This is a genomic window from Blastococcus sp. PRF04-17 (assembly GCF_023016265.1).
In the GTDB taxonomy this organism is placed as follows: domain Bacteria; phylum Actinomycetota; class Actinomycetes; order Mycobacteriales; family Geodermatophilaceae; genus Blastococcus_B.
Window position 1 is genome coordinate 1,129,842 of sequence record NZ_CP095412.1, and the last position, 24,429, is coordinate 1,154,270.

Here is a 24,429-nt window from a genome sequence, read left to right on the forward strand (position 1 = left end):
CGTGGAGCTGGTCGGCCGACCCTAGAAGGGTGGCGGGTCGGTGGTGGCCGTGAGCCCCGTGGGCGTGGTGACGGTGACCGTGCCGTCGGCCGTCAGACCGTAGGTCCAGCCGGGGGCCTGGTGCTTGCCGCGATGATCGCCGGTGCAGAAGCCTTCGAGGTTCTCGGCGCTGGTCGGCCCGTCGGGCCAGGGAACCTTGTGGTCGAGCTCGCATGTCCGGCGCCGGCACCCCGGGAATCGGCAGGTCCTGTCCCGGGCACGGAGGTATCGATCCAGGGCCGCGCCGGGGTCGTGCCCCTCGCTGGCCGGCGGCGGCCTGAGTCCGGGGCGTCCGGTGAGGTCGTGGTCGCACGTCTGCGGACGGCGTCGGCAGGCCGGCCGGCCACACTGCGTCAGGCGGCGCAACTCACGGGCGTCGGTCAGGGCCAGCAGCGTTCCGGTCAGCTCGTCGACCAGCGCGATGCGCGGCCGGTCGACCAACGTGCCGCCGCCGGTGCGGTCCAGCAGCCCAGCCAGCTCCTCGCGCTGCGCCTCCGAGGCCAGCCGCAGCGCCTCCAGATCGCTGGACGCGGCGTCGAACCGACCGGTTCCCTCCCGCCAGGCGTCCTCCTCCCGCTGATCGGCCCGCCAGGCGTTCCCGACCACGGCCGAGGCCCGGCCGACCGCCTGTTGGAAGGACAGCAGGGCAAGGCCCGCCGCCTCCACCGCGGCGTGCGCCGCCGCCCACGAGGAGTCCGCGGGCACCGCATCCGTCCCGGTCTCGGCGGTGTCCTCAGGTGGCGGCCCGACGATTCTCTCGAACTCCTCGTCCCACTGGCCTTCCTCGTCCCAGAGCCGCTGCTGCACCTCCGGGGGTGGCTCGTCCAGGCAGCCACCCCACACCCCGGCCAGCGCGCGGGCGGTGTCGGCGGCCACGGCTCGCTCCCACTTCTCGCGCAGCCGAGCCGGCCAGGCTTCCTCCGGCGCGCCCACCACCGTCGCGACGACGTTCGGCTCAGCAGCCGGCTCCGCAGCCGGCTCGGGGGCAGGCGCGGTGCCCGGTCCGCCCAGCAGGCCGAGGGCGCGGGCGACCGCACGGACCAGCTCGGCCGGCACCGGCTGCCCGCTGATCTCCCCGGGAGCGCCGCCGCCCAGGGCAGTACGCACCCCCGCCACGAGGGTCAGCTGGGCCTGCACCGGCGGGAGACCGGCCTTGCCCGGCCGCAGGACCATGTCCAGCAGCACGTCGGCCATCTTCTGCCCGCGGGTACGAGGGTCGGCCGGGTCGTCCAGGGCGTCGGCGTGCCGGCCGAGCGAGTCGACCACCGCCTGCGCTTCGGGCACCGTCAGCAGGGCCTGCAGGACGCCCATGCCCGCGCGGCGATCGGGCCGCACCCACACCCCTCGATCGTTCAGCGCGGCCAGCAGGTCGTCGGCCTCCTGCTTCGGATCGCGGCCCAGACCGGTCCGACGCAGCCGATCGGTCAGCTGCGCCGGGGTGGTGATCTGCCGGCGGGCTGCTCGCGCGGCCACCCAGGCCAGCACGTCCCGCTCCAGTTCGGCCCGCCGGGCACCGTCGGCCACCACGGCGACCCGCTCGAGCATCGGGAACAGGTGCCCGTCGTGCAGCAAGCCCGACTCCAACGCCGCCACCGTGCCCGGCAGCCGATCGACCAGCAGCAACGACCGCTCCAGCCGCTGCTGCGGGGCCTGCTTGCTGATGGACGAGCCGATCGACAGCTCGCTCGCCGCCCACTCCGAGACGTCGGCCAGCACCGCGGGCCGGGCCGCACGACGGACCGCACTCATCGCTCCGGGCTCCCCCGGCTGCCGGTCGGCCGACGCCGGTCGCGACCGGGCGAACTCGGCGAGCGCCCGCCCTCGCACCGCCGTGAGCCGAGCGATCTCCCGATCCGCCGCCTGCACCACGCCCACCGGACCCGACGCCCGACCCGCCGGCGGCGCGAACCCACCGGTGTCCCCCCGCATCGTCGAGCCGTCCATGCATTCGATCGTATGTTCGACCACAGACAAGTTCCGGGTGCGACTACGAGGCGGGGTTCGGACCCCACGATCGGAACCACTGGCGGGCCACTGCGGTGAGCAGCAGGCCGATCGAGACGATCGGCCCGGCGGCGAAGATCGCCGTGAACGCCAGCAGCGGGCCGCTCTCGGCGCCGTCGCCGAGGACGACGGTCAGCCGGACCGCCCAGTACAGGGACAGCGCCACCTGGACGGCGTGCGCGCCCAGGAGCAGCCGGCGGGCACCCGCGGTCCGCGCGTTGAGCGCCCGCACCCCGGCGCCGACCAGCAGCACCGCCGAGACCAGCTGGATGATCGCCAGCGCCGTCCCCTCGGTGGCCAGCGCGTTCACGACGGCCGGCGAGTAGGAGCTGTCGACGCCGGACAGAGCGAGATCGGCCAGTGAGGCGAAGAACCACAGGTAGATGGAGGCGATGACCACGATCCCGGCCTGCACGAAGGCGAGGACGGCCGCGGCGATGACCCCGCCGGGCCGCTGGGGCCGCCCGGGAGGCATCCAGTACCCGGGGTGGCCGGCGCCGTAGGGGGGCCACCCCGGGTACTGCTGCGGCGGTCCGTACGCGGTGTACGGCGCGGCGCCGTACACCGGCGGGCCGTAGGGCGAGGGCCCGCCGGGCACGCGGTACGGGTCCGACGGCGGCGGGCCGGTGTACGGGGCGCCCGGCTCGGTGGGCGTGGCCGGATCCGACCAGGGGTCCGAGGTCACAGCGCAGCGGCGGCCGCACGCCCGGCGACGCGCCCGGAGAACAGGCAGCCACCGAGGAAGGTGCCCTCCAGCGACCGGTAGCCGTGCATGCCGCCGCCGCCGAAGCCGGCGATCTCCCCGGCCGCGTACAGCCCGGGGAACGGGTCGCCGCCCGGCCGGAGCACGCGCCCGGACAGGTCGGTCTCCAGGCCGCCGAGGGTCTTGCGGGTGATCAGGTTGAGCCGGACCGCGATCAGCGGGCCGGCCTCCGGGTCGAGGATCCGGTGCGGCGGCGCGACGCGGATCAGCTTGTCGCCCAGGTAGTTGCGGGCGCCCCGGATCGCGGTGATCTGCAGGTCCTTGGTGAACGGGTGGGCGACCTCGCGGTCGCGGCAGACGATCTCCTGCTCGATCTGGGCCAGGTCGAGCTCCGGCGTCCCTCCGGTGATCCGGTTCATGCCGCCACGAGCTCCGGCAGGGTCGGGGCGACGACGAAGTCCTCGCCGCGGTCGAGGAACGCCTGCACGGGCGCGGCGACGCCGGCCTTCACGCGGGTGGCCAGCAGGCGGATGTCCTTGCCGGTCAGGTCGGGGTTCTGCTCCGAGCCGGAGAGCGCGAACTCCTTCTCGACGATCTTGTGGGTGGCGACGAACCAGGTGTGCTCGTAGCCCGTCGTCCCGATGTGGGCCAGCGTGCCGAGGGTGTCGAATCCCGGGAACAGCGGGACCGGGAGCCGCTTGCCGGTGGCGTCGAGCCACATCGACGAGGGGCCGGGCAGGATCCGGATGCCGTGGTGGGCCCACACCGGGGAGTGGTTGGCGATGCCCTCGGTGTAGTGCCACATGCGGTCGCTGTTCACCACGCTGGCACCGGCCGCCTCGGTCGCCTCCAGCATGTGACCGTCGACGTGGGCGGGCACGCCGGAGAGCAGGCGCTGCGGTGCCGGCCCCAGGCGGGCCGGCCAGTTCCTGCGCACGAGCTCGTGGTTGCCGCCGATGCCGCCGGCGGTGACGACCACGGCCTGGGCCGAGACCTCGAAGTCGCCGACCTCGGTGCGCGAGCTGGCCTCGCCGCGGGCGACGGCGCTGGGCTCGAGCACCCCGCCGCGGACGCCGGTGACCGCGCCGCCGGTGACGACCAGCCCGTGCACCCGGTGGCGGAACCGCAGCTCGACCCGGCCGGCCTCGACGGCGGCGCGCACCCGCCGGGCGAACGCCTCGACGATGGCGGGCCCGGTGCCCCAGACGATGTGGAACCGCGGCACCGAGTTGCCGTGCCCGGCCGCGGTGTAGCCGCCGCGCTCGGCCCAGCCGACCACGGGGAAGAAGCCGATGCCCTGCTCCTTGAGCCAGGACCGCTTCTCCCCCGCGGCGAACTGCAGGTAGGCCTCGGCCCACTGCCGCGGCCAGTGGTCGGACTCGCGGTCGAAGCCCGCGGTGCCGAACCAGTCCTGCCGGGCGAGCTCGAGGGAGTCGTGCACCCGGAGGCGCCGCTGCTCGGGCGAGTCGACGAGGAACAGCCCGCCGAAGGACCAGAAGGCCTGCCCGCCCAGCGACGCCTCGGGCTCCTGGTCGAGCAGGACCACCCGCTTGCCGGCATCGGCGAGCTCGGCGGTGGCCACCAGGCCGGCGAGCCCGGCCCCGACCACGACGACGTCGGCTTCGTTGCTGTTCGGGGTGCTCACGGAACCGACGCTAGCGGGCCGACCCGGCTGCCCGCCGTCCCCCCGGGGAGCGATCCGCCGTCGCCGGGGTGGTCCATTCGCGGACCGGCCGCCGCAGCGCCAGCACGAGCGCGCCCAGCGGCCCGATCAGCAGCAGCATCGACGACCACATCGCCTGACCGCCGCCCAGCGCGGCGAACAGCGCGGTGAGCCCCAGCAGCCCGACCAGCGGCACGACGGCGGCCACGGCCAGCACCAGCCACCCGCGTGCCCGGCCGGTCCACACCAGGACCGCGGCGACCAGCGCCGCGACGGCCAGGAGGGCGGGGACGACGGCGAACGCGTCCCAGCCGGTCTCCGGGGTCCGCAGCAGCCAGGCCAGGTAGAGGTCCTCGGCGGCCACCAGGACGGCGAAGACGGCGGCGAACGGCACCAGGAACGGCCGCTCGGGCGCCGGGGGTGCCGCGCCCGGCCGGGCCGCCGGACGGGGTGAGCGGCGCGTCGGAACCCGGCTCCGGGAGGACGACGACGGCATGGGGCGAGCTTAGGACCGCGACCCGGCCGGTCAGGCGGGCGCGCTGGGGCGGCCGGCCGTCGCCGGCTCGCCGGCCGACGAGCGCCGCCAGGACGCGTGCAGCCGGGCGTAGGGCCCCTCGGCGTCGACGAGCTCGGCGTGGGTGCCGCGCTGGACGACCCGGCCGGCGTCGACGACGAGCACCTCGTCGGCCCGCTCGGCGGTGGAGAGCCGGTGGGCGATGGTGAGCGTCGTCCGGCCGGTGGTCAGCGTGTCCAGCGCCCGGGTCAGGGCACGCTCGGTCGCCGGGTCGACGGCGCTGGTCGCCTCGTCCAGCACGAGCAGGTCCGGGTCGGCGACGTAGGCGCGGGCGACCGCGACCAGCTGCCGCTCCCCCGCCGAGAGCGACTCCCCGCGCTGGCCGACGGGCGTCGTGACCCCGGCCTCCAGGCCCTCGAGCCAGGCACCGAGGCCGAGCTCCTCGAACGCCGTGGCGATCTCGCGGTCGCCCAGTCCGGGACGGCCGTACCGGACGTTCTCGGCGATCGTGGCGTCGAAGAGGAAGCCGTCCTGAGGCACCATGACGACCCGCGTGCGCAGGGAGGCGAACGCGACCTCGTCGAGCGGCACCCAGCCTCCGGCATCGGAGCCGAGCAGGACCCGGCCCTCGACCGGGTCCATCAGCCGGGTGACCAGCTTGGCGAACGTGGTCTTGCCCGAGCCGGTCTCGCCGACGATCGCCACCCGCCGCCGGGGTTCGAGGGTGAGGTCGACGCCGTCGAGCGCCCTGCGGCCGCCGGGCACGTAGCTGAACGAGACGTGCTCGAAGCGCACGCCCAGCGGTCCTGGTGGCAGCTCCCGCACCGTCCCCGGTCCGGTCAGCGCCGGGTCGCGGACGTCGGGCTCGGTGTCGATGACGTCGAGCACCCGGCGGAACCCGGCGACGGCGTTCTGCGCCTCGTTGAGCACCTCGCTCGCCGTCTGGACGGGCGCGACGAACAGCGTGACCAGGAAGAGGAACGCCACGAGCGTGCCGGCGGAGATCTCGCCGGCCAGCCCGAGGAGCACACCGGCGACGACCACCGCGGCGTTGGCCACGGCAGCCACGAACTCACCGGTCACGAACACCGCAGCGGTCACCTTCTGGGCGTTCACCTGCGCGCGGTAGTGGCGGTCGATCGCGCCGTCGATGCGGGTCGCCGTCCGGCCCCCGACGCCGTAGGCGCGCACGGTCGGCGCGCCGACCACGGACTCGGCCACGGCACCGAGCACGTCACCGACCCGCTCGCGGACCACGCCGTAGGCGCCGGCCAGGCGCCTGGCGAACCAGCGGACGGCGTAGCCGAGCGGCAGGAAGCACACGAGCACCAGCAGCGTGAGCTGCCAGGAGTAGAAGGCCATGACCACGGTGGCGACGACGAGCTGGCCGAGGCTGATCAGGCCGAGGACGCCGCCCCACTGCATGAACACCGACAGCTGGTCGACGTCGCTGGTGACCCGTGAGACGAGGGACCCGCGGCGCTCGCCCTGCTGGTGCAGCACCGAGAGGTCGTGCACGTGCCGGAACGCGCGCACCCGCAGGCCGGCCAGCGCCGTCTCGGTCGTGCGGAACAGCCGCACGTTCATGCGGTAGACCGCGACCGCGGTGATCATCACGACGGCCGCGCACGCCGCGATCAGCGCGGTGATGAGCCCCAGGTCCGGCTCGCCGGACGCCAGGCCGCGGTCGATGACCTGCTGGACGGCGATGGGGACGACCACGCGACCGGCGGTGGCCAGCAGCGCCAGCAGGAACGTGACCGGCAGCCCGCGGCGGAACTCCGGCATCATCCGCAGCCCCCGGCGGAGGGTGGCGAGCGCGCCCTCCGTACGGCGGTCGGCGGGCAGGCTCACCGCGTCGGCGGCGGTCATGCGGCCACCTCCGCCTGGGAGTACGCCCGCACGAGCGCGGCGTAGCCGGGGACCTCGTCGAGCAGCTGCTCGTGGCTGCCGCGCGCGAGCACGCGCCCCTGCTCGAGCCAGACGACCTCGTCGGCGAGGGCGATCGTGGCCTGGCGGTAGGCGACCACGACCACGGTGGTCGGCTGCTCGCTGGGGGGCCCTTCTCTCGACTGCAGGGCGTCGAGGATCCGGGCCTCGACCGCCGGGTCGACGGCGCTGGTGGCGTCGTCCAGGACGAGCAGCCGGGGACGGCGGACCACGGCCCGGGCGAGCGCGAGGCGCTGCCGCTGACCGCCCGACAGGGTCGCCCCGCGCTCGCCGATCCGGGTGTCGAGGCCGTCGGGCAGGTCGGCGACGAACTGGGCGGCCGCCGCGACCCGCAGGGCCGCCCACACCTCGTCGTCGCTGAAGGGCTCGTCGAGGGTGATGTTGCCGCGGACGGTGTCGTCGAACAGGAAGGTGCCCTGCGCGACGAAGGCGGCCTGCCCGCTGACCTCGCCCTCGCGCAGCCGTCGCAGGTCGACGCCGTCGAGCACGACCGAGCCGTCGGTCGGGTCCACCAGCCGGACCAGCAGGCCGGCGAGGGTCGACTTGCCCGAGCCGGTGGGGCCGACGACGGCGACGGTGCTCCCCGCGGGGACGTCGAAGGTGACGCCCGACAGCGTGGGTCGGGTGGTGTCGGCGAAGGTGAAGTCGACGGCGGCCAGGCCCAGCGCGGCGCCGCCGGTGGCCGGGGCGGCGGCCTCGGAACCGTAGGGCGTCTCACCGGTGGCGTCGAGCACCGGGGTGACGCGGTCGAACCCGGCGAGTGCCCGCGGGAGGTCGGCCAGCACCCAGCCGATGGCCCGGATCGGCAGCGCCAGCAGGGTGAACAGGTAGGCGATGGACACGAGGCTGCCGGCGTCGGTGCTGCCGTCGGCGACCCGGCCCGCCCCGATCAGCAGGACGGCGAGGGTGCCGAGGCTGGGCAGCGCCTCCATCAGCGGGTCGAACAGGCCCCGGACGCGGCCGACGGCGACCAGCCCGTCGCGCAGCTCCTCGGCGCGCCGGCCGAAGCGCTCGGTCTCCGACGCCTCGCGGCCGAGGGTCTTCACCACCAGCGCCGCGTCGAAGCTCTCGTGGGCGATCTCGCTGACCTCGGCCCGCAGCTGCTGGGCCCGCTGCATGCGCGGGCTCATGACCTGCGAGTAGACGACGTTGACGACGAAGACCAGCGGGAAGACCACCAGCCCGACCAGCGCGATCAACGGATCGGTGAGGAAGAGCGCCACGACGGTGATGACGATCATGACGATGGCGCCGCAGGCGAAGGGCAGGGGCGCGACGAAGAACCACGCCGCCTCGACGTCGGAGTTGGCGTTCGACAGCAGCTGACCGGTCGGGTGGCGCTGGTGCCAGGACAGCGGCAGCCGGAGGTACTGGCGGGTGACCCGGCGGCGGTACTCGGCCTGCAGCCGGAAGCTCATGATGCCGGCGAAGAGCCGGCGGCCGAGGATGCCGAGGATCTTGAGCAGCGCGACCCCGATGATCGCGGCGGAGGCAAGCGCGAGGGCCGCGGCGGTGGTGGCGCCCTCGGCGAACGAGGGCAGCAGCACCCGGTCGGTGACTTCGCCGATGACCCAGGCGCTGGCAACCGTCATCGCCCCGTACAGGCTGCTGGCCAGCAGGGCGGCGGTGAACATGCCGGGCTGTTCGACGATCGCGCGCCGGATGTGTCGGAGACCGCGCCGCACCACGGCGTCTCGGCGGCGGGCCACAGGTCTCCTTCGGTAGAACGGCGGGCTCTCGGATGGTACGCGATCGTTAGGCCTGCTAAACGGTCACGCGCCGGACGACGCACCTGTCCCATCCCGGCTGCCTGGGTAACCTCCGGCGATGGCCACCTCTTCCTTCGCCGCCCGGGAACGTGCCGCGCTGGCCGAGCTGCTGGCCGAGCTGGGGCCCGACGCGCCGACGTGCTGCGCGGGCTGGACGACCGCCCACCTGGCGGCGCACCTCGTCGTCCGCGACCGCCGGCCCGACGCGCTGCCCGGCTTCGCGCTGGAGGTGCTGCCCGCGGCCCGCCCGCTCACCGCGCACTCCCACCGCCTCGAGGACCGGCTGCGCGCGTCCACCCGGTACGGCGAACTGGTCGCGCAGGTGCGGTCCGGTCCGCCGGTCTGGCTCCCGGGCGGCTGGCCGGTCATGTCGGTGATCGACGTCCACGAGTTCGCCATCCACCACGAGGACGTCCGGAGGGCGCAGCCCGGCTGGACGCCGCGCACCCTGTCGCGGACCGACCAGGACACCCTCTGGCCGCTGGCCAGGTTCTACGGGCGTCGGGCGGCCGGACGCCGCGGCCTGGTGCTGCGCCGCTCCGACACCGGCGCCGAGAAGCGGCTCGGCGCCGGCGGCAGGACGGTGGAGGGCGAGCCGATGGAGCTCCTGCTCTGGGCCGCCGGCCGCCGCGACGTGGCCCGGGTGGCCGTAGTCCTGACCGCCAGGACCGCGGTTTCGGCCCCCCTCCCGGGGGGCCGAAACCGCGGTTCTGGCGAGGAACGCGGGCTGTCCGCCCGCTGGACGCGGTCTCAGGTCGTGCGCGTCACCTTGGTGAGGCCCAGCGGCCGGTCCGGGTCCAGGCCCTTGCGCAGTGCGAGCTCGAGGGCCAGCGACTGGACGGGAACGATGCTCAGCACGGGCAGGAGCTCGTCCGCCACGTCCGGAGGCAGGATCCCGGCGAGTCCAGACCCCTCGGGGTCGTTGCCGATCAGGTGGACGTCGGCGCCACGCCCGTACAGGTCCGGTAGCAGCGCCTCCACCGATGCGCGGCCGGTCCGCTCCCCGACGAAGCAGAAGACAGGCGTACCCGTCGTGACGGCGGCCAGCGGGCCGTGCTTGGCGTCCGCCGCGCTCCACCCCGACGCGGCGATGCTGCTCGTCTCCATCAGCTTCAGCGCGCCTTCCCGGGCGGTCGCGGCACCGAAGGCGCGACCGATCAGGAGCGCGCGATCGGCGTCGGCCAGCCGCTCCGCCAGGTCCGGGGCCAGCCCGGCCGAGCGCCGGATCACCGTTCGCCCGTGTTCGGCCAGGGCGCGGATGTCGGCGTCCACCCGCCCGGCGGGATCCCCGGCGACGGCACGCAACCACATGTGGAGGGCGATCAGCTCCGCCGTGTAGGACTTCGTCGCCGCCACGGAGCGCTCGGGACCGGCGAGCAGGGGGACGTGGACGTCGGCAGCCAGGGCGAGGGGGCTGCCCGGATCGTTGGTGAAGGCGATCGTCGGGCCGCCGCGGGCTCGCGCGCTCTCCAGCGTCGCGATCAGATCCGGCGACGCGCCGCTCTGGGACACCGCCACCAGGCAGCTGTTCGGGTCGTGGACGTTGCGTCCGTAGACAGTCGCGACGCTGGGCGTGGCCATCGCCGCGGGCAGCCCGAGGAGCGCCTGGGCCAAGTACTGCGCGTAGACCGCCGCGTGGTCGCTGGTGCCCCGCGCCGCGAAGACGAGACCGGACAACCGCCCCGCGGCGAGCCGGTCACGGAGGAACTCCGCTGCTGCGTCCACGGCACGGCGGTCGGCGACGAGGTCGAGCCAGCGGTCGGGCTGCTCCGCGATCTCGCGGCGCATCAGCTCCCCGGGGGCCGTCACGACAGGCCCGTGATCATCGAGACGATCTCGTTGCGGCTGGTCTCCTGCACCGACCGGACCCCGACCTGCTTGCCACGTCGCAGCACCGCGATGCGGTCGGCGAGCCGGAACACCTGGTCGAGGTTGTGGCTCACCAGGAGGACGGCCGCGCCGCGCTCGCGCAGGCGGGCGATCAGCTCCTCCACCTTCGCCGTCTCGGCGACGCCGAGCGCCGCCGTCGGCTCGTCCATGAGGACCAGCCCGGTCGCCCAGTGGGTGGCGCGGCAGATCGCGATGCCCTGGCGCTGGCCACCCGAAAGGTCGCGCAGCGTGGCCCGGGCGGACGGGATGCGGACGTCGAGGGCGTCGACGAGCTCCTGCGTCTCCCTCGCCATGCGCCGCCGGTCGAGCAGCCGGAGCGGACCACGGACCAGCTCGCGCCCGAGGAACATGTTCATGTAGACGGGCTGCTCGTCGACCAGGGCCAGGTCCTGGTAGACCACCTCCACTCCCTTCCGCCGGGCGTCGGAGGCGTCACGGAAGTGGACCTGCTCGCCGTTGAGCCAGATCTCGCCCTCGCTCGGCTGGTAGAGGCCGGAGATGATCTTCACCAGCGTCGACTTGCCGGCCCCGTTGTCGCCCACGAGCGCGACGATCTCCCCCGCGGCGACCTCGAGGTCGAAGCGCTCGACCGCGACGACACCGCCGAAGTGCTTGTGGATGCCGTTCAGTCGCAGCGGTACCTGCACGGCGGTGGCGGCGGTCACGGGTTCCTCCGGCGGTCGGCGAGCACGTTCGAGGTGTCTGGGGAGAGGTGCTGCGGCAGCGAGCCGTCGGCGGCCCACACGCCGACGACGTGCGGTCGGCCGGTCGACACACCGGCGATGGCCGCGGTGAGAGCCCGGGTGACGAACACCTGTGCGCGGAAGCCGAAGACCACCGTGTCGCCCACCTCGACGGAGGGCCCGTCGGAGGCGTCGACGATCGCGTAGTAGTCGATGGCCTCCGGGGCGGGCATCTCCACCGGCAGCGTCGGCGCGGTGGCCGGGTCGGCGCCGTCCCCGACGACGACGGCGCGGGTGGCCGTCCCCCCGAGTACGGGATCCACGTAGAGGCCGCCGCCGAAGACGTACGCACCTCCGCCGTAGGTGTGCGACACCTCCGACACATAGGCGACGGCGGGCTCCTCGACCAGGTCCTCCACGGCGTGCCACGGGGTGGTGCCGGTGAGGCCGTGGCCCGGCTCGACCTGGGTCACGCCGGCCTCGGCCAGCATCGGCAGGGTCGCCGCGGAAGTGGTTCCCGGCCCGTTGACGGCGACGTCCGCCCGCCCGGCGCGCCGCAGGCGCTCCACCGCCACCTGCAGGGTCGCGAGGTTCGGGGTGGGCCGGACCGTCCGGGCGTCACTGTCGAAGAGCATCGCCGGGAACGTCGTCACACCCGCGAAGCGCCCACCGGTCAGCCCGTCGAGCCGGTCGGCGACGCGGACGACGTCCGCGGCGTCGAACCCGCCCTCGTGGCCGCGGTAGAAGCGGTCCCCGTCGGCCACGATCCGGGCGAGCAGCGCCTGCTCCCGACCGGCGGCAGCGCTGGCAGCGGCGGCCTCGGCGGCCTTCGTCTCGTTGAACACGGTCCAGAAGGACGGCGCCAGCGCGGCGCCTCGGGCCGCCTCGGACCGCGGGATCTGCACCAGGTGCCCCAGGTGACCGATGCGGAGACCGCCGGCCGCGTCGGCCTCAGCGTCCTGCAGGTCGACCCCCACGGCGTGCGTGATCCCCTCCTCGGCCAGCGCCCGGGAGACGTCGGGGTTGCGACCGAGCTGCTTGGTCATGGCGAAGGCGCTCAGCCCCAGCCGCGCGGCCTCGGCCGCGATCGCCGCGGCGTTGCGGCGCACGGCGTCGAGGTCGATCGCATAGCAGTTGGCCGGCAGCTCGCCGGAGCGGTGCAGCTGCGCGGCGGCGCGCAGGAAGTCCGGGTTGCGCCTGCGGAGCAGGTCCAGGAACACGTCTCTTCCCTCCGTCAGCTGCCGCGCTTGCCGCGGAGCGAGATCGACACGGCGATGAGGATGATCGCGGCGCGGGCGACCATCTGCTGCGACACCGACAGCCCGGCGAGGATCAGCCCGTTGTTGAGCATGGTCATGAGCAGGCTGCCGACGACCGCGCCGACGACCGAGCCCTTGCCGCCGAACAGGCTGGTGCCGCCGACGATGACGGCGGCGATCGCCGTCATGAGGTCCGCCTCGCCCAGGGTGTACCGGGCGCCCTGCAGGCGGGCGGAGTAGAGCAGCCCCACCACGGACGCGGCCATCGCGCTGCCCACGAGGACGGCGACCCGGACCCGGTCCACCTTGATCCCGCTGACCCGCGCGGCGGAGGCGTTGTTCCCCACGGCCAGCACGTGCGCGCCGTACCGGGTCTGGCGCAGCGCCACTGCGCCCAGGACGACGATGAAGGCGGCCCACCAGACGGTGGCCGGCAGCCCCAGCCACTTCGCACCGAACAGGCTGATGAAGGCGCTGTCGGTGACGGGCACGGACTGCAGGTCGGTGAGTTCCCGGGCGAGGCCGGCGACCAGACCCATCGTCGCCAGCGTGACCAGGAAGGACGGCAGCCGTACGGCGGCGACGAAGATCCCGTTGAGCAGGCCCACACCCAGCCCCACCCCGAGCGCCGCAAGCACGGCCAGCGGCCACGACCCGGTGTTCTGCAGGACGACCGCGGCGCTCAGGGCCGACAGGGCCACCACGGATCCGATCGACAGGTCGATCTCGCCGGCCGACAGGACGAAGACCAGTCCCACGGCGAGCACCATGATCGGCGCCGCCTGCACGAGGATGTTCGTGAGGTTGGGGACGCTCAGGAAGCTCGAGGGCTGGGTGACGGCGAAGAAGAGGAAGACGACGACGAAGCCGGCGTAGACGACGTAGTCCTTCCACTGGACGCCCGCGAGCCAGCCGGGTCGCTGGGCCGGCGCTGTGGTCGTGGTCATTCGGAGTCCTCCGGGTCGGAGCCGAGACGGGCGGCGCGCAGCGCCAGGTCGAGGGTGCCGACGACCGACGCACGGGTCCCCAGCGTGGTGGTGCGGACGTCCACGGGCGCCTTGCCGAGCTCGGCGAGGGCGGCCCGCACGGGGGACAGCAGTTCGGGGCGGGAGCCGACGCCCCCGCCGAGGACGACGAGCGCGGGGTCGAGCACCGCGGTCACCGCAGTGATCGTCAGGGCGAGGAGACGGCCGTGCTCGGCCACGACGGCGACGGCGGCCGGGACGCCACGGGCGGCCAGGTCGAAGACCTCGCGGGTGCTCGTGGCCGTGCCGGTCGCCGCGCTGTAGCGGGCGGCGACCGTCTCCCCCGCCGTGGCCTCCTCCAGTGCACCGCGGTGCTGGTTCACGGGGTCGAACGGGTCCGTTCCGAGCGGGAGGTAGCCGATCTCGCCGGCGGCCCCGTGGGCGCCGCGGACGACGCGGCCACCGCTGACGATGCCCATACCGATCCCGGTCCCCACGGCGATGAAGACGAAGTCGGCGCAGCCGCGCGCCGAACCGACCCAGCGCTCGCCGACCGCGGCGGCGGTGACGTCGTTCTCGAGCACGACGGGGTGCCCGAGTTCTGCTGCCAGCTCGTCGCGCAGGCTCACACCGGACAGGCCGTCGACGTTCGGTGACAGCCCGAGGGTGCCGTTCTGCGCGTCGGGCACGCCCGGTGTGCCGACAGCGGTCGCACGGACGGCGGCGGGCACCGCGCCGGCAGAGCTCACCAGGCTCCGGCCGAGTACCGCGATCTGGTCGACGACGTGACGTCCGCCGCGCGGGTCCGTCGCGGTCGCCATCTCGGCGAGGACTGCGCCGGACTCGTCGGCGACGGCTGCGCGGACCTTGGTCCCGCCGAGATCCACACCCAACACCAGGGCGCCGTCCCGGCCAGATGGGCCGGACGGGTCGTGAGGCACGGTCTGCTCCTTCGGCGCCCCCGCCGTGCGAGGGCCGTGGGACTGTCAGGAAACGGTGAGCAGCCGCGCAGGGTTGCGCGCCAGCATCTGGTCCAGCGCGTGCTCCGGGACGCCGAGGTCGCGCACCATCGGCACGAAGCTCCGGCCCAGGTACGAGTAGCCGCTCTGGCCGTGGGTCGCGGCGTTGAGGTAGACCTCGGCGCCGGTCATGTCCAGGGACAGCAGGATCCGGTCGGCGTACCCCTCGGCCACGAGCGTCGCCAGCCCCTGCGCCCGGGAGCGGTCGGAGCGGTAGTACGCCCGCTTGCCGAACTCACCCTCCGGCGGGTCGGCCGGTGGCGGCGCGAGGACGAAGTCCCAGAACTGCTTGCCGATGGTGTCGAAGGCGACGCTCACGCCGGTGTCCAGGACGCGCTGGACGTACGACAGGTCGGGGTGGATGTCCATGTGCCCGATGACGACGCGGGACAGGTCCATGCCCTCCTCCCGGAGGATCTCGACCTGCTCGAGCGCCATCGTGCCGTGCGTGGTGTGCGTGTTGAGCGCCAGCCCGGTGTCCCGGCAGGCCCGCGCCGCCGCTCGGAGGCACTTCTCCTCGTGGACGGTGATCTCGTCCAGGCCGGTCGCCTGCTCACCGAGGATCCCGACCGTGATGCCGGTCCCGCCGACGCCGACGGTGGCGTCGGCGACGAACCGGGCGTGCATGGCGTCCACGTCGGCCGCCAGCGCCCACTGCGGTGAGTAGGGCTCCAGGTAGACCGACGCCCCGGCGACGACGTGCAGTCCGCTCCGACGGGAGATCTCCTGCAGCAGACCGAGGCTGTCACCTTCGGCGTCACGTCCCACCACGCCGTACGGGCTGAGGTCGACGACGGTGCCGAAGCCCAGATCACCGATTCCCCGCAGGGCCGTCACGGCGACCTCCACCGGGTCGTCGACGGTCCCGCCGGACAACCACGGACCGGGGACGAGCGAGACGAGGTGCTCGTGCGGCATGATCCGGCCGAGGTCGGCGGGGTCGACGGGGCCGAGGACGGTTTGGACGTGGCCCATCGGGTTCCTCCGGAGGTGGGTGCTCCCCGGGGCCGGCGCCTGCGCGACCGGCCCCGGGGAACGGATCAGGGAAGGACGCCGGACGGGGGCTCTTCGGCGTAGTCGCTCTCCCAGCCCTCGACGATGTTGTCCTTCGTGACGGCGAACGGCGGGTTCGCGACGAGCTCGGGAGCCTGCTTGCCGAGGACGCCATAGGCACCCACGATCGCCAGCCCTCGGCCCAGGCCGACCGACGAGTTCCCCACGATGCCCACGACGTTGCCGTCCCGCATCATGTCCGAGGCCAGATTCGCCTCGAGGTCGTTCGTGACCACCTTGACGTCGCTTCGGCCGGCCTGGCGCAGAGCGGCGAGCACGCCCTCCGCGGCGGTGGCCCAGGCGACGTAGATGCCCTTGATCTCGGGGTTGCGCGTGATCATCGCGTTGGCGATGTCCTCGGTGCGGGCCGGGTCGCTGAAGCCCTCCTCCGCGACGATCTCGATGTCGGGGTAGAGGTGGGCGGTCCAGTCCTTGAACGCCTGGTCGCGCTGGTTGGTGAACCAGAAGTCGGCGTCGTGGTACAGGTACCCGACCTCGCCCTCGCCGCCGATGGCCTCACCGAGCATCTCGGCGTTGGCCTTGCCGTACTCGGTGAGGGCACCGGTGACGATGGAGACGATCTCGTCGCCGCTCTCGTAGCCGGCCGGCGGCGTGGTCATGACCGCGAGCTTGACGCCGGCGTCGACGGCCGGCTGGAACGCCGCGGCGGCCGACGTGGGGTCGACGGCGATCGTCACGATGATGTCGGGATCGAGCGCGAGCACGCTCTGCAGGTTGTCGGCCTGGCGGGCAGGGTCGAAGCCGGCCTCGGTGCTGGCAACGACCTCGATCCCCAGGCGCTCGAACTCCTCGCGAGCGCCCTTCTCGGTGGCGCCCACGAGCGCCGAGGACTCGTGCCACACGAAGGCGGCGGTGTAGTTGCCCGCCTTGACCTGGGCGACCTCCTCGTCGGTCAGCTCCAGTTGGTCGAGGCTCTCGGGCGTCTCGCCGTTGGGCCCGGTGAACTCCAGGCTCGGCTCCTCCGCAGGGCTTCGATCGGCGGAGGCGTCGTCGGCCTCCCCGCTGCAGGCGGTCAGCGCGAGCGACCCCGCGAGGGTGGCCGCGACGGCGAGCCGCCAGGTCTTGCCGCTGAGCATGTGCTTCATTGCTGTCTCCTCGGGCGAGTGCCGCGCTGGTAGCGGGCCAAGCGCTTTCAATTTCACGCTGAACGTATTAGAACGACATCTAGCCCGTCGGTGTCAAGACCGCGCGGACGAAGTAGCGTCACGGTCTGGTCACGAGGTTACATACGGCCTCGGATAGCGAACCATTGGCCTCAGTTCGCAAGGAAAGGAGGGGGCATGGAGCCGGAAGTCTCGAACCGGAACCGTGCAGCCGTCCTGGCGCACGTGCTGGAGGCCTCCCCGACCACCCGGGCCGCCGCGGCCACCGCGACGGGCCTGTCCCCTGCCACCGTCTCGCGCATGGTCGACGCGCTGATGAGCGAGGGCCTGCTGCGCGAGACCGACGAGGTCGCCAGCGGACGACGTGGGCGCCGGGCCACCCTGCTCGAGGCCGTCGCCGACCGGAGCGTGGTCGTGGGCGTGGACCTCGGCGCCTCCAGCGCCCGCTTCATCGTCGCCGACCTGCTGGGTCAACCGCTGCATCACCGCACCTGCCCGACACCCACCGACCGCGGCCCCGCCGAGTTGGCGGCCTGGCTGGCCGAGGAGGTGGTGGCGACCGCCGGCGACCTGGCGGACCGGCTGGCGGCGGTCGCCATCGGGCTGCCGGGGGCGGTCCGCCGGCACGACCGCCGGGTCTTCAGCGCGCCGAACCTGCCGCAGGTGGAGCAGCCGGTCTTCCTCGACGTTCTCGAGGAGCGGCTCGGACCCGGACTCGACCTCGACAACGACTCCAACTACGCCCTGCTCGGCGAGCAGCGGTTCGGCGCCGCACGGTCGGCTCCCACGGCCGTGATGCTGACGGTGGGGGCGGGGCTCGGGGCGGGCGTGGCACTGGACGGCCGGCTCCTGCGCGGACGCAACGGGCTGGTGGGCGAATTCGGTCACCTGCCTGTCGGACCCCTCGGCTCCCCTCTGGAGCACCTGGTCACCGGGCCGGGGATCATGCGCCGAGCCGCGGAGCTGGGCGTCGACATCGCCTCGCCCGCGGCTCTGTTCTCCCCCGACGCCGACGGTCAGCTCCTGGCGATGCGCCGCCACGTCGAGCAGGCACTGCTCGTCGTCCTCACCGCCGCGGTCGTGAGCTACGAGCCGGACACGATCGTGCTCGGCGGGCGTATCGCCCGGTCCCTCGCGCCCCACCTCGACGGCCTGGGCGAGGACCTCCGGCGGACCGTGCCCTCCGCGCCGCCGGTCGTCCCAGCCCAACTGGGCGACCTCTCGGGGGCTCTGGGCGCGGTGGTGGCCGCACTGCACCGCGTCTACCTCGGCCTGGGGGTCGGTGAGCAGGACCTCGTCCGGGTGCCGCGCCCCCGGGACCTGGGCCTGGCTGAGTCGGACCTGGCGGACGCGGGCTGAGGTCCCAGCGAGCCGGCCGACGCGACGTCGCGGTCGTCGACGTGTCCTGAGGTGCCAGAACCGCGGTTTCGGCTCCCCGCCTGGGGGGCCGAAACCGCGGTTCTGGCACCTCAGGGGAGCGGGTGGTCGACCTCGTGGCGCACCGGGTGGCCGGCGTCGGCGAGGGCGGCCTTGACGTCGCCGACCCGCAGGACGCCGAAGTGGAAGACGCTCGCGGCGAGCACGGCGTCCGCGCCGGCGTCCACCGCGGGCGGGAAGTGCTGAGGAGCCCCCGCTCCCCCGCTGGCGATCAGCGGCACGCTCACCTCGCGCCGGACCAGCCTGATCAGCTCGGTGTCGAAGCCGGCCCGGGTGCCGTCGGCGTCCATGGAGTTGAGCAGGATCTCGCCGGCGCCGAGCTCCGCAGCGCGGACGCACCACTCGACGGCGTCCTGACCGGTGCCCCGCCGGCCGCCGTGGGTGGTGATCTCGAAGCCGGAGTCGGTCGCGGCGCCGTCCTGCACGCGGCGCGCGTCCAGGGACAGCACCAGCACCTGGTTGCCGAACCGGTCGGCGATCTCGGCGATCAGCTCCGGCCGCGCCACCGCGGCGGTGTTCACGCCGACCTTGTCCGCGCCGGCTCGCAGCAGCCGGTCGACGTCCTCGACGCTGCGCACGCCGCCGCCCACCGTCAGCGGGATGAACACGCTCTCGGCGGTGCGGCTGACCATGTCGTAGGTGGTGGCGCGGTCGCCGGAGCTGGCGGTGATGTCCAGGAAGGTGAGCTCGTCGGCGCCCTCGGCGTCGTACACGCGCGCCATCTCGACGGGGTCACCGGCGTCGCGCAGGTCGACGAAGTTCACCCCCTTGACAACCCGGCCGGCGTCGACGTCCAGGCACGGGATCACCCGCACGGCGAGACTCACGCCCCGGCTCCGCGCACGGCGTCGGCCTCGATCTCGACGAGCATCTCGGGGTCGATCAGGGCGGAGACCTCGACCATCGTGGTCGCCGGCCGGATGTCGCCGAAGAACTCGCCGTGGGCCCGCCCGACCTCCTCCCACCGGGAGATGTCGGTGACGAACATCCGCGTGCGGACGACGTCGGCGAGGGTGAACCCGGCCCGTTCCAGAGACCGCTCGATGGTGGACAGCACCTGCCGGGTCTGTTCGGCCGCGTCGCCGGGATGGGCCACCGCGCCGTCGACGACCGACGTCGTCCCGCTGACCCAGGCGGCGTCCCCGCGGACGACGACCCGGCTGTAGCCGACGACGCCCTCCCACGGCGCGCCCGAGCCCAGGCGGATGACGCTCACGCGCTCGCCTCCTCGGTGACCCGCAGCGCCTCCGGGAGCGTGAACGCGCCCGCGTACAGCGCCTTGCCCACGATCGCCCCTTCGACGCCGATCGCGGTGAGCCCGGTGAGCGCGCGGATGTCGTCCAGCGAGCTGACGCCGCCGGACGCGATGACCGGGCGGGGCGTGGCGGCGCAGACCTCGCGCAGCAGGCCGAGGTTGGGGCCCTGGAGCGTCCCGTCCTTGGTGATGTCGGTGACGACGTACCGGGCACAGCCCTCGGCGTCGAGGCGGGCCAGCGTCTCGTAGAGCTCGCCGCCCTCCTTGGTCCAGCCTCGGGCCGCCAGCCGCGTGCCCCGCACGTCGAGGCCGACGGCGATGCGGTCACCGTGCTCGGCGATCGCCCGGGCGCACCACTCCGGCGACTCCAGCGCCGCGGTGCCCAGGTTCACCCGGCGGCAGCCGGTCGCCAGGGCCGCGGCCAGCGACTCGTCGTCCCGGATGCCGCCGGAGAGCTCGACGTCGACGTCCAGCTCGCCCACGACCCGGGCGAGCAGCTCGCGGTTGGTCCCGCGGCCGAACGCCGCGTCGAGGTCGACGAGGTGGACCCACTCGGCGCCGTCGCGCTGCCACTGCAGCGCGGCCTCGAGGGGATCCCCGTAGGAGGTCTCGCTCCCGGCCTCCCCTGGACGAGACGGACGGCCTGGCCGTCGGCGACGTCGACGGCGGGGAGCAGCTGCAGCTTCGGCACGGCGACCAGCCTAGGGACGTCCGGCTGCTGGCCCGGCGGTGCCCTGCGGCAGGCTGGTGCGCGTGGAGTTCTCCGAGGTCGTCCGCCGGCGCCGCATGGTCCGCGACTACGACCCCGACCGGCCGGTGCCGCCGGAGGTCCGCGAGCGGCTGCTGGAGCACGCGATCCGCGCGCCGTCGGCCGGGTTCAGCCAGGGCTGGGCGTTCCTCGTGCTCGAGGACGCCGGTGACCGGGAGTGCTACTGGGCGGCCACCGCACCGGACGGTCCACCCGATCCCTGGCTGAGGCGCATGAGCCGCGCGCCGCTGCTGATCGTCCCGCTGTCGAACAAGAGCGCCTACCTGGACCGGTACGCCGAGCCGGACAAGGGATGGACCGGCCGCGACGAGGCGCGCTGGCCGGTGCCCTACTGGGACGTCGACGCCGGCATGGCGGCACTGCTCGTGCTGCTCACCGCGGTCGACGAGGGCCTCGGGGCGTGCTTCTTCGGCGTCCCGGCGGAGCGGGTGAATGCCTTCCGGGCCGCCTTCGAGGTGCCCGACGAGTACCGCCCGGTCGGCTGCCTGTCGATCGGCTACCCGGGGGACGGCGACCGTCGCTCCCCCTCCCTGCGCCGCGGTCGGCGCCCCGTCGAGGAGGTCGTGCACCGTGGCAGCTGGTGAGGGTCGGGCCGTGCTGGTCACCGGCGCGTCGCGGGGCATCGGTCGCGCGATCGCCCGCGCGTTCGCCGAGCGGGGCGACCGGGTCGCCGTCCACTGGGGCCGGTCGCGGGAGCGGGCGGAGCGCACCCTGGCCGAGCTGCCCGGTGAGGGGCACGTGCTCGTGCAGGCCGACATGACCGACGCCGACGCGGTGGGCGCGATGGTGGACGGCGCGGCCGACCAGCTCGGTGGCCTGGACGTGCTGGTCAACAACGCCGGCGTCTTCACGGCCCACCCGCCGCTCACCACGTCCTACGAGGAGTGGCAGGCCGCCTGGTCGCAGACGCTGGCGACCAACCTCGTGGGCGCCGCGAACGCCACCTTCCGCGCGGTGCCGCACCTGATCGCGGCCGGCGGCGGCGCGGTGGTCAACGTGTCCAGCCGCGGTGCCTTCCGCGGCGAGCCGGCCAACCCGGCCTACGGCGCGTCGAAGGCGGGGCTCAACGCGTTCGCCCAGTCGATGGCCCTGGCGCTGGCGCCGCACGGCATCTCGGTGACCTGCGTGGCACCGGGCTTCGTGCAGACGGAGATGGCGCGCGAGGTGCTCGACGGCCCGGGAGGGGACGCCGTCCGGGCCCAGTCGCCGTTCGGCCGGGTGGCACGGCCGGAAGAGGTCGCCGCGGCCGTCGTCTTCCTCGCCTCGCCGGAGGCGGGGTTCTCGACCGGGACGATCGTCGACGTCAACGGGGCGTCGTACCTGCGCAGCTAACCCAGGTGGGTGGTACCGGCCACGAGGACCAGGTCGGCGCTGTGGGCCCCGGCGACGTCCACGCCGGCCGGCCGCGGGGTGAGACCGGGCAGCCCGTCGAGGCCGGTGCTGCCCTCGACCACGCGCAGGGTCACCGGCCCGTCGCCGGTGATGCTGAACGACGCCTGCAGCCCGCCGTCGGGCGGCGCGTGGAAGGTGACCTGCAACCGGTCGGTGGCCAGCGCGTCGGCCGGGACGGCCCGGCCGGCGATCCGGCCCCCGACCACCGCGCCGCCGTCCGCCGCCAGGTCGAGGGTCACGAACCGGACCTCGGACCGCTGGGAGGCCACCCGCACGGTGAGCTCCCGCCGGTCGCCGACCACCGTGTCGGTGACCGTGGTGACCGCGGCGCGGTCCAGGTCGGCCTGCTGCGCCGGCCCGGTGCGCAGCGCGCCCACCAGGTAGGGATAGCGGTCCGGGAGCGGGTCGCCGCCCGTGACGTGCGACGCCGTCCACTCCCCGGGGTGCTGCTCGGTGCTCGCCCACCAGGCCTGGGGGCGGTCGGTGTCCAGGACGTAGGCCAGGCGCGCCGGCACCGGATGCTGGGCGTCGAAGCGGTCCACGGCCAGCCCGACCAGCCCGCAGGCCACGGCGAACGCGGCGGCGACCCCGGGGAGCAGGGCGCCGCGACCGGTCCCGCCCGCCGGCAGGACCAGCTCGACGGCCGGGAGCAGCACGAGGAGCAGCACGGCGGCGAGAAGGGCGGGAGCCGCGGCGGTGCGCATCCCGAGCGCGGGGAAGAACAGCGCGATCGTCGGCGCCAGGACGGCGACTGCGACGCCGCCGCTCAGGAGAGCTCCCAGCAGCCCGGGCGCCCGCCAGCGGGTGAGGAGGAGCAGACCGGCCACTCCCCGGCCAGCGCCGGCCAGGCACCGAGGTAGGACCCGCCCGGGGCGACGAGAGCGAGGACGACGCCCAGCGTCGCCGGCCAGGCCAGCGCTCCGACGATCAGCGGGACCGCGCCGATCCGCCGTCGCAGCGCGACGTACCAGGTGAGCACGACGGCGGCGACCAGCGCGAGCACGGTCACGCGGAACCAGCCGGGCCGCCAGGGGTCGAGCATCTCCCGGTAGGCCGGCCGGACGGCGCCCATCACCCACCACAGGCCTGTGACGGCCAGCGGGGCGAGGACGAGGGGCACGAGCGCGAGCGCCGCTCCGGCCGCCGTCCTGCCGTACGGGCTCCGCCCGCGGCGCGCGGCGACGACCGCGACGAGGACCACCGCGCCGAGGCCCGCGAGGGCGATCGGGACGACGAACCGGTCGGGATAGCGGACGAGCTCGCCGAGGACCGGGAAGTAGGTGGCGTCGTCGGCCCCCTCCTGCACCAGGGGTCCGAGGTCCCGGGTGCCGAACTCGCGGGTGAGGGCGAGGGCGTTGTCGCCGAGGGCCTGGAGGCTGCCCCGGTCCACGCGCGCCGGCTGGTCCTGCGGGGTGTGGTAGCCCGCGGAGCCGTCGACGAAGGCGGTGTCGAGGCCGGTGAAGCCGTCCCGTCCGGTCAGCACCGTGAAGTCGGTGGAGTTCGGCAGCACCCGGTGGACCTCGACCGCGACGCTGCTGGCCACCGGGTGCATCGCGGCCGCGGCGTAGGCGTCGATCAGCCCGGCGTTGCCCGGCGACGTCCGGAACATGATCGGCGGGCCGCTGCTGCCCCGGGCCTCGAAGTTGAGCATCACGCCGCCGCCCGCGGCGAGGGGGTGCACGCCGGCGAACGCCTCGGCGCCGCAGCGGCAGGCCCCCTCGGCGTCGGTGAGCACGACGACGACGTCGTTGCGCAGCGGTTCTCCCGCCCGGAGGGCGCGGACGGTCTCCAGGACGGCGGCCACGCCCGCGGCGTCGTCCGCGGCACCCGGCCCGGTCGCGACGGAGTCGTGGTGGGCGGTCAGGAAGAGCCGGCCGGTGGACCCGGTGCCCGGCAGGACGGCGACGACGTTGCGCACACGGGCCATGTGCGCCTCGCCCACGCCGGAGGCCCGGGCGCCGACGGAGTTCTGCACGCGGGTGTCGAGCCCGAGGTCGGTCAGCGTGCTGACGAGCCCGTCGACGACGTCGTCGTTCGCCGCGCTGCCGGTGGCGTGGGTCCGCGTGGCGATGCGCTCGACGTGGCCGAAGGCGCGTTCGGCGCTGAACTCCGTCGGTGGGCCGTCCGCCGACACCGGGTCGGGCGGCTGCAAGGAGGCGACGCTCCAGCCGATGAGCCCGAGCAGCAACGCCACCACCACGAGGCCGGCAGCGCGCACGGCGTCACCCTAGGTGAGCTGATCGCACCGATCCGGTGACCGACCGCGGTTTCAGTCGAGCGTGTCGAGCCAGTTGGTGAGCAGCTGCGCGCCGGCGTCCCCGCTCTTCTCGGGGTGGAACTGGGTCGCCGACAGCGCTCCGTTCTCGACCCCCGCGACGAACCGGTCGCCGTGCTCGGCCCAGGTGACCAGCGGCTTGGCGAGAGGGCTGGGCGGCCCCTCGGCGCCGAGCGGGAACTCGCGGACGCCGTAGGAGTGCACGAAGTAGAACCGCTGGTCGGCCAGGCCGTCGAACAGCGTGCTGCCCTGCGGGACCTCCACCGTGTTCCACCCCATGTGCGGCAGGACCGGCGCCTCGAGCTGCTCGACGACGCCGGGCCACTCGCCGCAGCCCTCCGCGTCGTGGCCGTGCTCGACCCCGCGCTCGAAGAGGATCTGCATGCCGACGCAGATGCCGAGCACCGGCCGTCCGCCGGCCAGCCGGCGGCCGATGGTGCGCGGTCCGTCGACGGCACGGAGACCGGCCATGCAGGCGGCGAAGGCGCCGACACCGGGGACGACGAGCCCGTCGGCCTCCAGCGCGACCCTCTGGTCCGACGTCACGGTGACGTCGGCGCCCACCCGTTCCAGCGCACGCTCGGCCGAGCGCAGGTTGCCCGAGCCGTAGTCGAGCACCGCCACCTTCTTCACGCCTGCCACGGTACGTGCCAGCGATCTGCGGGC

General features: G+C 74.3%; 23 protein-coding genes and 1 pseudogene. 4 read left to right on the plus strand and 20 right to left on the minus strand.

Translation table 11 applies throughout. The annotated features are described in order from the left end of the window. Positions 1-21: 21 nt before the first annotated feature. Genes MVA48_RS05700 through MVA48_RS05730 form a run of 7 tightly spaced genes read right to left on the minus strand, consistent with a single transcriptional unit; the run spans position 22 to position 8,582 of the window. Positions 22-1,983, minus strand: a complete 1,962-nt coding sequence (locus MVA48_RS05700; RefSeq protein WP_246986701.1) for an HNH endonuclease signature motif containing protein — start codon at positions 1,981-1,983, stop codon at positions 22-24. A gap of 43 nt (positions 1,984-2,026) precedes the next feature. Further along, positions 2,027-2,728, minus strand: coding sequence for a hypothetical protein (locus MVA48_RS05705; RefSeq protein ID WP_246986703.1), 702 nt, complete (start codon positions 2,726-2,728; stop codon positions 2,027-2,029). Next, the gene (locus tag MVA48_RS05710) at positions 2,725-3,165 is read right to left on the minus strand and encodes an FAD-binding protein (protein ID WP_246986705.1); all 441 of its coding nucleotides are present in this window, start codon (positions 3,163-3,165) and stop codon (positions 2,725-2,727) included. Before MVA48_RS05710 ends, MVA48_RS05705 begins: the two co-directional genes overlap by 4 nt. Then, on the minus strand, positions 3,162-4,391 hold the full coding sequence (locus MVA48_RS05715) for an FAD-binding dehydrogenase (RefSeq protein ID WP_246986707.1): 1,230 nt from the start codon (positions 4,389-4,391) through the stop codon (positions 3,162-3,164). Before MVA48_RS05715 ends, MVA48_RS05710 begins: the two co-directional genes overlap by 4 nt. Positions 4,392-4,401: 10 nt before the next feature. Continuing rightward, complete coding sequence (locus tag MVA48_RS05720; protein WP_246986709.1) at positions 4,402-4,905, minus strand: hypothetical protein; 504 nt, start codon at positions 4,903-4,905, stop codon at positions 4,402-4,404. A gap of 30 nt (positions 4,906-4,935) precedes the next feature. Continuing rightward, positions 4,936-6,795: an ABC transporter ATP-binding protein gene (locus MVA48_RS05725; protein ID WP_246986711.1), complete on the minus strand. Its 1,860-nt coding sequence runs from the start codon at positions 6,793-6,795 to the stop codon at positions 4,936-4,938. Continuing rightward, a complete protein-coding gene (locus MVA48_RS05730) occupies positions 6,792-8,582 on the minus strand; it encodes an ABC transporter ATP-binding protein (RefSeq protein ID WP_246986713.1) in 1,791 nt (596 codons plus the stop codon). The genes MVA48_RS05725 and MVA48_RS05730 overlap by 4 nt, the downstream gene beginning before the upstream one ends. Before the next feature lie 118 nt (positions 8,583-8,700). Between MVA48_RS05730 and MVA48_RS05735 the strand changes: the two are divergent. Beyond that, positions 8,701-9,282: pseudogene (locus MVA48_RS05735) on the plus strand (TIGR03085 family metal-binding protein); the annotation flags it as partial. Between the two features lie 110 nt (positions 9,283-9,392). Here the strand turns inward: MVA48_RS05735 and MVA48_RS05740 are convergent. From MVA48_RS05740 to MVA48_RS05770, 7 genes are all read right to left on the minus strand, one after another. Further along, positions 9,393-10,451 carry an SIS domain-containing protein gene (locus MVA48_RS05740; protein WP_246986715.1) on the minus strand — a complete coding sequence of 353 codons (1,059 nt, stop codon included), beginning with the start codon at positions 10,449-10,451 and terminating at the stop codon, positions 9,393-9,395. Further along, a complete protein-coding gene (locus MVA48_RS05745) occupies positions 10,448-11,197 on the minus strand; it encodes an ATP-binding cassette domain-containing protein (protein WP_246986717.1) in 750 nt (249 codons plus the stop codon). The genes MVA48_RS05740 and MVA48_RS05745 overlap by 4 nt, the downstream gene beginning before the upstream one ends. After that, positions 11,194-12,435: an alanine racemase gene (locus MVA48_RS05750; protein ID WP_246986719.1), complete on the minus strand. Its 1,242-nt coding sequence runs from the start codon at positions 12,433-12,435 to the stop codon at positions 11,194-11,196. Before MVA48_RS05750 ends, MVA48_RS05745 begins: the two co-directional genes overlap by 4 nt. 14 nt (positions 12,436-12,449) lie before the next feature. After that, positions 12,450-13,421, minus strand: coding sequence for an ABC transporter permease (locus MVA48_RS05755; RefSeq protein ID WP_246986721.1), 972 nt, complete (start codon positions 13,419-13,421; stop codon positions 12,450-12,452). Next, complete coding sequence (locus MVA48_RS05760; RefSeq protein ID WP_246986723.1) at positions 13,418-14,380, minus strand: ROK family protein; 963 nt, start codon at positions 14,378-14,380, stop codon at positions 13,418-13,420. The genes MVA48_RS05755 and MVA48_RS05760 overlap by 4 nt, the downstream gene beginning before the upstream one ends. A 45-nt stretch (positions 14,381-14,425) precedes the next feature. Next, the gene (locus tag MVA48_RS05765) at positions 14,426-15,433 is read right to left on the minus strand and encodes a phosphotriesterase family protein (RefSeq protein ID WP_246986725.1); all 1,008 of its coding nucleotides are present in this window, start codon (positions 15,431-15,433) and stop codon (positions 14,426-14,428) included. Between the two features lie 65 nt (positions 15,434-15,498). Further along, positions 15,499-16,617 (minus strand): substrate-binding domain-containing protein, encoded by a 1,119-nt coding sequence (locus MVA48_RS05770; RefSeq protein WP_246986728.1) that lies wholly within the window; start codon positions 16,615-16,617, stop codon positions 15,499-15,501. Positions 16,618-16,812: 195 nt separating this feature from the next. On the opposite strand from MVA48_RS05770, the gene MVA48_RS05775 reads away from it, so the two are divergent. Continuing rightward, positions 16,813-17,994 (plus strand): ROK family protein, encoded by a 1,182-nt coding sequence (locus MVA48_RS05775; RefSeq protein ID WP_246986738.1) that lies wholly within the window; start codon positions 16,813-16,815, stop codon positions 17,992-17,994. Between the two features lie 110 nt (positions 17,995-18,104). Here the strand turns inward: MVA48_RS05775 and hisF are convergent, their stop codons facing one another. From hisF to priA, 3 genes are read right to left on the minus strand one after another with little or no spacing between them, the layout of a single operon-like run. Continuing rightward, positions 18,105-18,899 (minus strand): imidazole glycerol phosphate synthase subunit HisF, encoded by a 795-nt coding sequence (gene hisF / locus MVA48_RS05780; protein WP_246986740.1) that lies wholly within the window; start codon positions 18,897-18,899, stop codon positions 18,105-18,107. Further along, a complete protein-coding gene (locus MVA48_RS05785) occupies positions 18,896-19,288 on the minus strand; it encodes a RidA family protein (protein WP_246986742.1) in 393 nt (130 codons plus the stop codon). The genes hisF and MVA48_RS05785 overlap by 4 nt, the downstream gene beginning before the upstream one ends. Then, on the minus strand, positions 19,285-19,905 hold the full coding sequence (gene priA / locus MVA48_RS05790) for a bifunctional 1-(5-phosphoribosyl)-5-((5-phosphoribosylamino)methylideneamino)imidazole-4-carboxamide isomerase/phosphoribosylanthranilate isomerase PriA (protein ID WP_246989099.1): 621 nt from the start codon (positions 19,903-19,905) through the stop codon (positions 19,285-19,287). Before priA ends, MVA48_RS05785 begins: the two co-directional genes overlap by 4 nt. Positions 19,906-20,080: 175 nt before the next feature. Between priA and MVA48_RS05795 the strand changes: the two genes are divergently transcribed. Both MVA48_RS05795 and MVA48_RS05800 read left to right on the plus strand, forming a co-directional pair. Further along, positions 20,081-20,680, plus strand: coding sequence for a nitroreductase family protein (locus MVA48_RS05795; protein WP_246986744.1), 600 nt, complete (start codon positions 20,081-20,083; stop codon positions 20,678-20,680). Then, a complete protein-coding gene (locus MVA48_RS05800; protein WP_246986746.1) occupies positions 20,667-21,428 on the plus strand; it encodes an SDR family NAD(P)-dependent oxidoreductase in 762 nt (253 codons plus the stop codon). The genes MVA48_RS05795 and MVA48_RS05800 overlap by 14 nt, the downstream gene beginning before the upstream one ends. On the opposite strand, the gene MVA48_RS05805 is transcribed toward MVA48_RS05800, so the two are convergent. From MVA48_RS05805 to hisH, 3 genes are read right to left on the minus strand one after another with little or no spacing between them, the layout of a single operon-like run. Continuing rightward, entirely contained in the window at positions 21,425-22,315 is an 891-nt protein-coding gene (locus MVA48_RS05805) for a hypothetical protein (protein WP_246986748.1), read from the minus strand. The genes MVA48_RS05800 and MVA48_RS05805 overlap by 4 nt on opposite strands. Further along, a complete protein-coding gene (locus MVA48_RS05810; protein WP_246986750.1) occupies positions 22,255-23,706 on the minus strand; it encodes a M20/M25/M40 family metallo-hydrolase in 1,452 nt (483 codons plus the stop codon). Before MVA48_RS05810 ends, MVA48_RS05805 begins: the two co-directional genes overlap by 61 nt. Before the next feature lie 51 nt (positions 23,707-23,757). Continuing rightward, positions 23,758-24,396: an imidazole glycerol phosphate synthase subunit HisH gene (gene hisH, locus MVA48_RS05815; protein ID WP_246986752.1), complete on the minus strand. Its 639-nt coding sequence runs from the start codon at positions 24,394-24,396 to the stop codon at positions 23,758-23,760. Positions 24,397-24,429 lie beyond the last annotated feature (33 nt).